13 protein-coding genes are annotated in these 11,188 nt (G+C 40.9%); 6 read left to right on the plus strand and 7 right to left on the minus strand.

Going from position 1 to position 11,188, the window contains the following annotated elements; all coding sequences use genetic code 11:
- Positions 1 to 1,260: chaperonin GroEL (gene groL, locus ABZB17_RS15180; RefSeq protein WP_372651242.1), on the minus strand; the 1,260-nt coding region annotated here is incomplete at its 3' end.
- Between the two features lie 26 nt (positions 1,261 to 1,286).
- Positions 1,287 to 1,565 (minus strand): co-chaperone GroES, encoded by a 279-nt coding sequence (gene groES / locus ABZB17_RS15185; RefSeq protein ID WP_038556475.1) that lies wholly within the window; start codon positions 1,563 to 1,565, stop codon positions 1,287 to 1,289.
- 360 nt (positions 1,566 to 1,925) lie between these two features.
- On the opposite strand from groES, the gene ABZB17_RS15190 reads away from it, so the two are divergent.
- On the plus strand, positions 1,926 to 2,504 hold the full coding sequence (locus tag ABZB17_RS15190) for a hypothetical protein (protein WP_372651244.1): 579 nt from the start codon (positions 1,926 to 1,928) through the stop codon (positions 2,502 to 2,504).
- Between the two features lie 190 nt (positions 2,505 to 2,694).
- Complete coding sequence (locus ABZB17_RS15195) at positions 2,695 to 3,180, plus strand: hypothetical protein (protein ID WP_372651246.1); 486 nt, start codon at positions 2,695 to 2,697, stop codon at positions 3,178 to 3,180.
- An 85-nt stretch (positions 3,181 to 3,265) separates the two neighbouring features.
- Here the strand turns inward: ABZB17_RS15195 and secG are convergent, their stop codons facing one another.
- The 4 genes from secG to ABZB17_RS15215 are packed head-to-tail and all read right to left on the minus strand — an operon-like array spanning position 3,266 to position 5,989.
- A complete protein-coding gene (gene secG / locus ABZB17_RS15200) occupies positions 3,266 to 3,631 on the minus strand; it encodes a preprotein translocase subunit SecG (RefSeq protein ID WP_045026250.1) in 366 nt (121 codons plus the stop codon).
- A 5-nt stretch (positions 3,632 to 3,636) separates the two neighbouring features.
- Positions 3,637 to 4,236: a hypothetical protein gene (locus ABZB17_RS15205; RefSeq protein ID WP_372651248.1), complete on the minus strand. Its 600-nt coding sequence runs from the start codon at positions 4,234 to 4,236 to the stop codon at positions 3,637 to 3,639.
- 1 nt (position 4,237) lies between these two features.
- A complete protein-coding gene (locus ABZB17_RS15210) occupies positions 4,238 to 4,753 on the minus strand; it encodes an LptE family protein (protein WP_303920451.1) in 516 nt (171 codons plus the stop codon).
- Between the two features lie 3 nt (positions 4,754 to 4,756).
- Entirely contained in the window at positions 4,757 to 5,989 is a 1,233-nt protein-coding gene (locus ABZB17_RS15215; RefSeq protein ID WP_372651251.1) for a sigma-54 interaction domain-containing protein, read from the minus strand.
- 240 nt (positions 5,990 to 6,229) lie between these two features.
- Here ABZB17_RS15215 and kdsB point away from each other — a divergent pair, with 240 nt between their 5' ends.
- From kdsB to ABZB17_RS15235, 4 genes are all read left to right on the plus strand, one after another.
- Positions 6,230 to 6,964, plus strand: a complete 735-nt coding sequence (gene kdsB / locus ABZB17_RS15220) for a 3-deoxy-manno-octulosonate cytidylyltransferase (RefSeq protein ID WP_372651253.1) — start codon at positions 6,230 to 6,232, stop codon at positions 6,962 to 6,964.
- Positions 6,965 to 7,039: 75 nt separating this feature from the next.
- Positions 7,040 to 7,390: a T9SS type A sorting domain-containing protein gene (locus ABZB17_RS15225; protein WP_163322145.1), complete on the plus strand. Its 351-nt coding sequence runs from the start codon at positions 7,040 to 7,042 to the stop codon at positions 7,388 to 7,390.
- A 78-nt stretch (positions 7,391 to 7,468) separates the two neighbouring features.
- A complete protein-coding gene (locus ABZB17_RS15230) occupies positions 7,469 to 9,664 on the plus strand; it encodes a phospholipase D-like domain-containing protein (RefSeq protein ID WP_372651255.1) in 2,196 nt (731 codons plus the stop codon).
- A 164-nt stretch (positions 9,665 to 9,828) separates the two neighbouring features.
- A complete protein-coding gene (locus ABZB17_RS15235) occupies positions 9,829 to 10,224 on the plus strand; it encodes a hypothetical protein (RefSeq protein ID WP_372651257.1) in 396 nt (131 codons plus the stop codon).
- Between the two features lie 21 nt (positions 10,225 to 10,245).
- On the opposite strand, the gene deoC is transcribed toward ABZB17_RS15235, so the two are convergent.
- Complete coding sequence (gene deoC / locus ABZB17_RS15240; RefSeq protein WP_372651259.1) at positions 10,246 to 10,959, minus strand: deoxyribose-phosphate aldolase; 714 nt, start codon at positions 10,957 to 10,959, stop codon at positions 10,246 to 10,248.
- Positions 10,960 to 11,188: the final 229 nt, after the last annotated feature.

Below are 11,188 nucleotides of genomic sequence, written 5' to 3' on the forward strand. Positions count from 1 at the left end.
AACCAAAGCAACACCTCCACCAGGAACAATTCCTTCTTCAACGGCGGCACGGGTTGCGTGCAATGCATCGTCAACGCGGTCTTTTTTCTCTTTCATTTCTACTTCTGAAGCAGCACCAACGTAGATAACAGCAACACCACCGGCTAATTTTGCCAAACGCTCTTGCAGTTTTTCTTTGTCGTAATCAGAAGTTGTAGTTTCCATCTGAGTTTTGATTTGGTTAACACGAGCAGCAATAGCTTCTTGTGCACCGGCACCATTAACTACAGTTGTATTTTCTTTGTCAACAGTAATTTTTTCGCACTGACCCAACATATCAATTGTAGCCTGCTCCAGTTTCATACCTTTTTCTTCGGTAATAACAGTACCACCAGTCAGGATTGCAATGTCTTCCAACATCTCTTTTCTGCGATCGCCAAAACCAGGAGCTTTAACAGCACATACTTTTAACGAACCACGTAAACGGTTAACAACCAAAGTTGCCAATGCTTCGCCATCAACATCCTCAGAAATGATCATCAATGGTCGACCTGTTTGAGCTGTAGCTTCCAGAACAGGAAGAAGATCTTTCATTGTGCTGATCTTTTTGTCGTGGATCAGGATGAAAGGGTTATCCAGTTCTGCAACCATTTTTTCTGCATCGGTTACAAAATATGGAGAAAGGTAACCACGGTCGAATTGCATACCTTCAACTACGTCAACGTAAGTATCAGTACCTTTTGCTTCTTCAATGGTGATAACTCCTTCTTTGTGTACTTTTTTCATTGCCTCAGCAATCAACGATCCGATAACTGCATCGTTGTTGGCAGAGATTTTAGCAACCGACTCAATTTTTGCATAGTCGTCGCCAATCGTTTGAGCTTGCTCTTTAATGCTTGCAACAACTGCTTCAACAGCTTTGTCGATACCACGTTTCAAATCCATTGGATTTGCACCTGCAGTAACGTTTTTCAAACCAACGTTAACGATTGATTGTGCCAAAACAGTTGCTGTTGTAGTACCATCACCAGCATCGTCTCCGGTTTTAGAAGCTACTTCTTTTACCATTTGAGCACCCATATTTTCGTATGCGTCGCTTAACTCAATTTCTTTTGCAACAGTAACACCGTCTTTAGTAATTTGTGGTGCACCAAATTTTTTCTCGATAACTACGTTACGACCTTTTGGTCCTAAAGTAACTTTTACTGCATTAGCCAGTTGGTCAACACCACTTTTAAGCAAATCGCGTGCTTCAATATCGAATTTAATTTCTTTAGCCATCTTTTCTGATTTTTTACTTTTTGAAATTAGTTAATGTATAAAACGTCAGATTGCGACATCAATAAATAATCTACTCCATCAATGTTCAACTCAGTACCCGAGTATTTACCGTAAAAAACAATATCACCAACTTTTAATTCCATTGGCTCATCTTTTTTATCAGCACCTACCAATACGATAGTACCTACCTGTGGTTTTTCTTTTGCTGAATCAGGAATAATGATTCCACTCACTGTCTTTTCTTCTGCTTCCTGCGGCTGAACCAGGATCTTGCCAGCAAGAATTTTACCTTTTAAATCTGCCATTTTGTTTTAGTTTTTATGATTAAATATTTTTTTCATTTTAACGCACTTCCAGTATCATATTCTATGCCAATCGCCAAAACGCATTAAAGCCCTTCAAATTAAGGACAAAATTACACCAGAATCCCATACCCCATCCATTTCACTCCATACTTCGCCCTGTTTTTCAACGCTTTACACAGGTGTCAGAATGTCTGCCATGGTGACAGCACAATAAAGCACATCATATTTCAAACTTTATTAATACTTAATTGTCTTTTATTTTTTTCTTTTCGCAACTATTACCTAACTTTATTCGTAATTATTAAAGTCAGAAAACAGAGCCAAAGTACCCTGGTGCTATAACACTTAAAACGGAAAGCCATGAAACTCAAAAATTTAATTTTGTTGGGGGTACTCTTACTACCTCTGTTTGCCTGTAACGATGCAGACACCGACTACACAACCGAAACCAAACTAATCATTGACATTCCTACAAAATCCTATTTAGTCGATCTCAGCGAATCTCCGGAAACCTACCATTTTGATGGTGTAGGAATTTTCTGCCTGGGTTACAGCGATGAACTCAAAAAATGTCCGGGCGATGTTGTTCAGATCATTCCGGGAGCGGGTTCTACCATTTCGTTTGAGGCTCTGCAAAACAGCGAAACAATTGAAAAGCTCCAGCTTGTAATCGCATACAAAACACAGGGCGACGACGATTACCAGCAAATCCATTCGGTAAATTTGTTGCAGGATGGCAGTTTTTTAAACAGCGCAACCCATTCGTTGGTTTTAGATGATGTTCTGGCTCCGCTCATCAACCGGCTGAACGAAAATCCACGCTATTTTATTTCAATCGAAATTAACGGACTGGCAAACTTTAAACTTTCAAGCGATGCACAATTTATTATTCCTCTAATTATCGAGAGCGAATACAATTCACCACGATTTACTTTATAGAGAACCGAAGAATAAGAAACATCCTGACAAAAAAGTAACTGAGCATTCAACCAAACAGAAAGAGTGCTCAGCTATTCCCTTTTTTTGTGTCTCAAAAACAACAATCAGCCGGTTATCAAAACCAATTTTACTTATTGATTTTCAATATCTTTTTTGTACATTTATCACCAATACACCAAACAGCATTACTATGCAATCAAAAAAAACAATGGCCAATCACAGCTTCGACATGCTCGCCGAATCGGGTGAGTTTATGAATCTGGTTTTAGACAATATTACCAGCTGTGTTTTGTTACTCGACAAAGACATGAGACTGCAAGCGTTTAATAACGCAATTAAAACGATCTTTTCGAACAAAACTGACGAAGATCTTTTATATATGCTTTGTGGCGAAGCAATTGGATGCGCCTACCAAATTGAAGAAGCAAAAGATTGTGGGAAAACCACCAAATGTTGCACCTGCGAGTTACGGCTGGCAGCTTTCGATTCATACCTCAATAATACTACTGTTTACAAGCAGCACATCAGGCGCCCGTTTTTTAACAAGCATGGCGAACGCGAAATGAAAGACCTGCAGTTTTCAACCCGGCATTTCTATTTTAGAAAAGAGAAATACATCATCCTTATTATTGATGATATTACAGGAAAAGTAACTCGCCCGCTCCCATCTGAATAAATTGCAAATAAAAGCGAAGAACGGACATCAATAAAAAAAGCCGCTCGAAATCGAACGGCTTTTTATATATCATTTTCTTTGAATCCTAATTTTCACCACCTTCATCGTCGGCAGCCGGAGTTTCTTCAGTTGCAGCCGGAGTAGTTGTTGGGAACGTTGGTACCTGAGTAGGATCAACAGCTGTTTCAATTTGATCCTGCACACGACTTCCTTCTGTTTCTGCCTGCTCACGAGGAATAAAACCCGCTCCTATAACAGAAAGGAATAATAAAGCTCCTGCCAAAAACCAGGTTCCTTTTTCAAGGAAATCGGTTGTTTTTCTCACGCCCATAACCTGTCCTGAAGACTGAAAATTACTTGCCAGACCTCCTCCTTTAGAGTTTTGTACCAGTACAATCAGTACCAAAAGGATACAAACGATAAATAGTAAAACGGTGATTAAAGTATACATCTTTTCTAATTATTATTCTTTAACAATTCAATTTCTTCAATACGGCCTGCAAAGTAAACACTTTTTTCCGGATATTTCAAACTTAATTTTTTATAGGCATCCAAAGCTTTATCAAAGTTCTTTTGCTGAAAATAAATCGATGCCAAAGTTTCAGTAACCAGCTCTTCATCTTCCTTTACCGATTGTTCTAGAAGCGCCCTTTCGCTCCCGTTTCCATTAGTACCCGGATTATGTTTTACAGTCCGCAATCGTTCACTATCGGTCGACAGAAATTTATCAATCAACGAAATTTCCGACTGCAATTTAACATCTCCTTCCAAACGATAGGTTGCCGGAGTATTCTCTTTTGAACTTACCACCTGCTTTTTAGGCAATTCATCATTTAAAAATTTAAACAGCACTTTTCTGTCGGGAACCATTACTGCCACCTTTTTCAAAACAGCATCATAATCAGGATGCCCTAACTTCTTCAGGTTCTTTAAATACAGTAGCCATCCGCCTGAAAACCATGGAAAATCGGAAGTGAGTTTTTTCACCTCAGCCAACGTTTCTCCATTCAGCGTATTCGATGTATTTATATAGGTCAGTAACTGCTCCCTTTTCATACTACCAGTTTGCAATGGTTGCGTTAAAAATATCCTCGGTAAGTTTTTTAATTATTTCGGCACTCAATTCTTCTTCCACCGAACTGATTGACAGGTTACTGTCAAAGTCTTCGTAGGCAGAGAATGATTTTTCGAAATTTTCTTCGGGAACCTGGTTGTTGGTGTACTTCAGATTGATTGTAATGGTAAGTCGTGTTTGAGCCGACTCGTCCTCTTTTTGTATCGACATCGGTCGGAATTCGTACCCCGTAATTTGTCCTTCAAATTCAAGGTCGCCGCTTTCCGACAGCTCGTTTAACGATGTTTGGCGTGTTAATTTTTCGCGCAGTTCTTCGGTAAAACTCTGGCTCAAAGTTGGGTTGATTAAACGTGCCCGATTGGGAAAATAATACACAGTAAACGTTTTTACATTGGGCGACAAGTTAGCTCCGGTAAATGTATAATTGACTGTACACGATGGCGCTAAAATGCCAACCAATCCCGCCAAAACGGCAACAAACAATAGCTTTCTCAACATATTTTATCCCTTAATATCGTATTCTTTTATTTTACGGTATAATGTCCGCTCCGAAATTCCCAATTCCTGAGCAGCATATTTTCTTTTACCGCGGTGTTTCTCCAGTGCTTTCTGAATCAACTCAATTTCTTTATCGGCCAAAGAAAGCGATTCTTCCACAAATTCCTCCGTATCCTGAATATTATCTTTATCAACCGAGGTAATATGAATTGGATTTGAAACCTGTTCTTTTGCCACAAAATTACCATCATTGGTATTGTACAAATTTCTTATAATCTGCGCCTGATCACCTGAAATTGGGGCATCGCGGTTTTCCATTAAATCGAGCACCAGCTTTTTCAGGTCGTTCATATCGCTCTTCATATCAAAAAGAACTTTGTACAGTATTTCGCGCTCGTTGGCAAACGATTTATTCTCTTCTTCGCGCGCCAGCAATGCCGGCAAGTTAGCCCCTCCGCTAACAGGCAAATACGTGCGTAAAGATTCGGCCGAAATATCGCGTTCCTGTTCAATTATCGAAATCTGCTCTGTAATGTTTTTTAACTGGCGGATGTTTCCGGGCCAGCGAAAACTTACCAAAACAGTTCGGGCATCTTCTTCTAAACGCACGGGTGGCATCCGGTATTTTTCGGCAAAATCGCGTGCAAATTTTCGAAACAACAAAATAACATCGTCGGGGCGTTCGCGCAAGGGCGGAATTGAAATCGGCACCGTATTTAAACGATAATACAAATCCTCACGGAATTTCCCCTCCTCAATTGCTTTCGGAATATTTACGTTGGTTGCGGCTATTACCCGCACATTGGTTTTTATTACCTGCGACGAACCAACCTTCATAAACTCTCCGGTTTCCAATACACGCAGCAAACGTACCTGGGTTGACAAAGGAAGTTCACCAATTTCATCCAAAAATATGGTTCCTCCATCGGCTTCCTGAAAGTATCCCTTCCGGTCGGCAAGAGCTCCGGTAAATGCTCCTTTTTCGTGCCCGAACAACTCCGAGTCGATGGTTCCTTCAGGAATTGCCCCACAGTTTACGGCAATGTACTTACCATGTTTCCGGCTCGAGAACTGATGTATTATTTGTGGGAATATTTCTTTACCTACACCACTTTCTCCGGTTACCAAAACCGACAAATCTGTTGGCGCCACCTGAACGGCAACTTCAATGGCCCGGTTTATTCCGGCGGTGTTTCCAATTATTCCAAATCTTTGTTTTATTGCTTGTATATCCATATTGTATTTAGTCAACAATCTGCAAATTTACAATTTTTCGATGGCAATGACAGAAAGTCAGTCATTATTAAGTTTTTTTAGGTTTTTTCTACATCCGGTAGTGTTTTGCAAATCCCGTTCCAATATATTTCCTGCGCAAAGCAGACTAAATTTTAAGCAATTATTATCTTTGATGCGTCGGCAAATATTTCTGACAAATTGTTAGCAAAACAGACTGTAAACGAATTCAAAAAGAGAAGAATGAACTTTATTGGAATTATACCAGCTCGTTATCAATCCTCACGGTTTCCCGGAAAACCGTTGGCAAAAATAAAGGATAAACCTATGATTCAGTGGGTGTACGAAAATGCGTCGAAAGCACTTCCGTATGTTTGTGTTGCCACCGACGACGATCGTATTTTTGATGCTGTAAAAGCTTTTGGCGGCGAAGTGGTAAAAACACTTCCTACCCACCAAAGTGGCACCGACCGTTGTGCCGAGGCAGCCTTAAAAATTGCTAAAAATCGCCCCGTAGATATTGTTGTAAATATTCAGGGAGACGAGCCTTTTGTAAAACCTGAACAAATTGAGTTGATCAAATCGTGTTTTGAAAGTGAAACTGAAATTGCCACACTGGTAAAAAAAGTCGATTCGGAAGAAGAACTGTTTAATCCGAACCGCCCGAAAGTTGTGCTCGACAAAAACGAATTTGCGTTGTATTTCAGCCGCTCTCCTATCCCGTATTTCCGTGGAGAAGCAAACAAAAACTGGGTAAAAAAACATACATTCTGGAGCCACATCGGCATGTATGCTTTTAAGGCCGACGTGCTTCAAAAAATAACTCAGTTGGAACAAGGGAAACTGGAGCTGGCCGAATCGCTGGAACAGCTGCGCTGGCTCGAAAATGGCTACAAAATAAAAACCGCAGAAACCACTTCAGCTACCATTGGTATTGATACTCCCGAAGATTTGGAAGCCGCTTTGCAACTGTTTTAATTTTTTCCTGTCGATATAATATAACGGGCATGTTATTTGCTGCGTATACTCAGGAAACAATTAAACAGTGCTGCCATGAAATATATTATACTTGTCTTATTTACAGTATTTATTGCTTCGGCGTCTTTTGCTCAAGACACCGGATTCTCTTCATTCCAAAATGAAGAAGAAACAAAAAACGAGGTAAAGATTTACCCCAATCCTTGTAAAGACAATAAAGTCACCATTGATTATTCGTTAAAGGAAATCAGCGAAATCCGTCTCACCAATATTACCGGGAAACAGGTTTATTTTAAAGAGTACAAATTTCCGGTTTCAAAAATACAGCTACAACTTAACGATGTTCCGAACGGCATTTACCTGATTCAGATCCTAACCACAGATGATAAACGAACGGTAAAAAAACTGATGATCTCGAGAAATTAATTTTTGAACAATTTTCTTTTTCGCCTGTAAGTTAATAGGCTATTTCATTAATTTCACCCAATAATTAATACACAAGTTGTGAAAATCTCTACATTCATTCTGTTTCTTTTTATTAGCATTGAGTTATTTGCTCAAACAAGTATTAACGAAGCTCGTCAGAAAGCGGTAGGCACAAGCGTTACGGTTTCGGGCATAGTAACCAACGGCTCGGAACTTGGCCCCATCAGGTATATACAGGATAACACCGGCGGAATTGGAATATACGACAATGCCCTGTCAGGAGTACTACGCGGAGATTCCATCACTGTAACCGGTGAGCTTGACGATTACAATAACTTACTGGAGATTAGTCCGGTTACCAACTTTACGACGCATGCCTCGGGGGTGTCGCTACCCGAACCGCAAATCATCAGCATAAGCAATATTGGTGAAGTTTATGAAGCAGAATTGATACGAATAAATAATATTGAGTTTGTAAATGCCGTTGGGCAATTTGGAGGAAACACAAATTACTCTTTTACTGATGGCACAAATACCGGAGAGTTGAGAATAAATTCAAGCAGCCCGCTTGTTGGCGAGGCAATTCCAACCGGAGCATTCGATCTGGTTGCTATTTGCTCGCAATATAAAACAACTTACCAGCTTCTTCCGCGCGATGCCAACGATTTTATTTTTAATACAAATATTCAGCTTACGTCAGCACTCGAAGTAGTTGAAACCACAAGCAGTTCGATTACTATTAAATGGAACACCGACACCGATGGCACCTCCGAAATCAGATATGGATCGAGCATGGAATTAGCGGCTTTGACGAATCATGCCAGTGGCCAATCAACAGTTAGTGCCGATGAATATACGCACCAGGCGCAGCTTACGGGTTTACAAAGTTCGGAGATTGTTTACGCGCAGGCTTTTTCGGTTAATGAGGGCGACACCGCTTTTTCGGCCATCAGTGCTTTTGTAAGTAAATCAAATTCGTCGGGCGACATAAAAGTGTATTTTAACACCGAAATTGATGAAAGCTACGCCAATCCAACTGTTGCCTCAAATATCGACGATTTTATGGCCGACACTCTCGCTGCCTACATTAACAGAGCCAGCGAATCGATCGACTTCTGTATTTACAATATCGACAATTCAAAAATATCAGATGCGCTGAATGCCGCCTACAATCGTGGGGTAACCATACGTTTTATCACCTGCGGATCAACAACCCACGCCAGCGTTAACGATTTGAATAACAATATCCCCGTTCTTGAACGTCCTGAAATAGCGGAAGGCGGAATAATGCACAACAAATTTGCCATCTTCGATGCAAACGCAACAAATGCTAACGCTGCCTGGGTTTGGTCGGGTTCCACAAACCTTACACCAAGCCAGCTAACCTACGACAGCAATAATATGATCTTTATTCAAGACCAGTCGCTGGCAAAAGTTTACGAGCTTGAATTTGAAGAAATGTGGGGAAGCACCGGCAACCAGCCAAATGCCGGTAATGCAAAATTCGGGGATGCTAAAATTGATAATACCCCACACCACATTCAGGTGGGCGACAAATTGATTGCCTGCTATTTTAGTCCGTCGGACAACACCAACCAGCAGTTGATAAATGCGATTAACACGGCAGATTACGATCTGGATATCGAGACCATGCTGATCACCCGCTCCGATTTGGCCTATACTATAATTGATGCGTACGACCGCGGTGTTGACGTTAATGTTATTACAGAACGAGAGAGCGATAATACCGACATCGTGAATACGAATCTTAGCAGCACACTTCCTGCCAAAAAATATATTTTCGATGATGCAGCAGGTCAGCTACACCACAAAGTAGCACTGATCGATGCAAACAACCCGGAATCTGATCCACAAACAATAACCGGCAGCCACAACTGGAGCAGCTCGGCCAACGACCGAAATGATGAAAACACACTTATTATTTACGATGCTGATATTGCCAACCAGTATTACCAGCAATTTGCCTATCGTTTTAAACAAAACGACGGCACACTGGTACTCTCGGCACAGCGAATCGAATCAGCTGCTGTTAAGTTATTCCCAAATCCAACTGAAGGAAGATTGATGATCACTGCAGATAAAACAATCGCAAGTATTTCAGTTTATAACAGCACCGGTGTAAAAATTAAAGAATCGCAACCCAATGAAAATACGGCCGAACTCTATCTGCCGCAAAATTTAACCGGGCTGTTTCTGCTAAAAGTAGAATTAAGCAACGGCAACTATAACACGTATAAGGTTTTGAAAAAATAGAACGTGCGTTTAGCCGGCACTTAATCACAAGCGTTCTTGTTGAAAAGAACAAATAAAGTCCGGGGCTGTATATCATTATATACAGCCCCGGACTTTTTCATTTCATCACTTAAAAAAGAAAGTAAAACTTTCATTCAGGTATGGACTAAACCATTTATTCTTTCATGGATATCCGGGAAGTACAAATAGCTGAAAAAAGCATCCATAAAGCACTGAATAACAAGCTCCCGCACTTGAGAGTAATAAAATCCGGCGTGCCGGAAATTGTCCCGCAAACAAGAAAAACGAAATCCGGCGCCCCGGAAATACTCCCGCAATCAGGAAAAATAATATCCGGCAACCCGGAAATGCTCTCGAAGACAAGAAAACTAATATCCGGTGGCCCGGAAATGCTCTCGAAGACAAGAAAACTAATATCCGGTGGCCCGGAAATACTGCCGCACTCAGGAAAAACGATTTCCGGCGCCCCGGAAATGTTCCCGCTGACAAGAGAAATGAAATCTGGCAGACCGGAAATACCGCCGCACATCCAAAATGATTGTTCTTCGATAAAACAATAAAGCTTAGCGGCCAGTAATCTCTTATCCTCCGAAACGCGATTTTGCTTCCTCAAGAATGGCAACGGTTGCGGTGGCACCACAACGCGAGCAACCGGCTTCACGCACAGCCAGCAAGGCATCGAGCGTACGCACTCCTCCGGCAGCTTTAATTTTTACGTTCGGGCCGCTGCTATCGCGCATTAACTTCAGGTTATCAATGGTAGCTCCCATGTACGAATAGCGCCCATCAGCACCTTTTACAAAACCAAACCCGGAGGACGTTTTTACGTAATCGGCACCAACAGCGGTACATATCTCGCACAGCTTTCTAATGTCCAGTTCATTTGCAACGTAATCGGTTTCGAAAATAACTTTTACAATCGCCCCGTTTTTATGACAGGTTTTTACAACTGCGCCAATTTCATCTTCAATATAATCCCAGTCGCCCTGCAAAGCTTTCCCTATATTTATAACCATATCAATCTCAACCGCACCATCCTTACAGGCTGTTTCCGCTTCAAAAGCCTTTACCTCAATGGCTGAATTTCCGGCCGGAAAACCAATAACACAACCAACCGCTACCTCCGTATCTTTTAAAAGCAGCCGGGCCTGTTTTACCGCATAAGGTTTTACACAAACCGATGCCACATTATACTTTGCCGCAACGGCACATTCCCGCTCTAAATCGTAATCTGTCATGGTGGGATGAAGGATCGAATGATCGATCATTTTTGCAAGCTGCTGAACACTAGCCATTTTAATTGGTTTTAAGTTAGAGGGTAAATTTACAAAATATGCCGACTATCTGTGACATATTTTAGTGAACCTTTTTTGAAATAATAAGTCATTGCTGTCCCATTAAAATCTAATAATATTCTTTGAAAATATTGAAATTTAGTTAGTTGCAGGCGATTTTCGATTAAACGGATTTCAATTTGCATTTTCGCTATTCATAAACAGATTAGCAAATGCATAAGGATAAATA

It is taken from the genome of Draconibacterium sp. (genome assembly GCF_041583095.1).
In the GTDB taxonomy this organism is placed as follows: domain Bacteria; phylum Bacteroidota; class Bacteroidia; order Bacteroidales; family Prolixibacteraceae; genus Draconibacterium.

Excerpts from the sequence above, each read along its gene's own strand:
- secG (WP_045026250.1), bottom strand. The coding sequence starts at position 3,631 with ATGTATACTTTAATCACCGTTTTACTATTTATCGTTTGTATCCTTTTG.
- ABZB17_RS15215 (WP_372651251.1), bottom strand. The coding sequence starts at position 5,989 with ATGGATATACAAGCAATAAAACAAAGATTTGGAATAATTGGAAACACC.
- ABZB17_RS15190 (WP_372651244.1), top strand. The coding sequence starts at position 1,926 with ATGAAACTCAAAAATTTAATTTTGTTGGGGGTACTCTTACTACCTCTG.
- deoC (WP_372651259.1), bottom strand. The coding sequence starts at position 10,959 with ATGGCTAGTGTTCAGCAGCTTGCAAAAATGATCGATCATTCGATCCTT.
- ABZB17_RS15235 (WP_372651257.1), top strand. The coding sequence starts at position 9,829 with ATGGATATCCGGGAAGTACAAATAGCTGAAAAAAGCATCCATAAAGCA.
- ABZB17_RS15225 (WP_163322145.1), top strand. The coding sequence starts at position 7,040 with ATGAAATATATTATACTTGTCTTATTTACAGTATTTATTGCTTCGGCG.
- ABZB17_RS15195 (WP_372651246.1), top strand. The coding sequence starts at position 2,695 with ATGCAATCAAAAAAAACAATGGCCAATCACAGCTTCGACATGCTCGCC.
- groES (WP_038556475.1), bottom strand. The coding sequence starts at position 1,565 with ATGGCAGATTTAAAAGGTAAAATTCTTGCTGGCAAGATCCTGGTTCAG.
- ABZB17_RS15205 (WP_372651248.1), bottom strand. The coding sequence starts at position 4,236 with ATGAAAAGGGAGCAGTTACTGACCTATATAAATACATCGAATACGCTG.
- kdsB (WP_372651253.1), top strand. The coding sequence starts at position 6,230 with ATGAACTTTATTGGAATTATACCAGCTCGTTATCAATCCTCACGGTTT.
- ABZB17_RS15210 (WP_303920451.1), bottom strand. The coding sequence starts at position 4,753 with ATGTTGAGAAAGCTATTGTTTGTTGCCGTTTTGGCGGGATTGGTTGGC.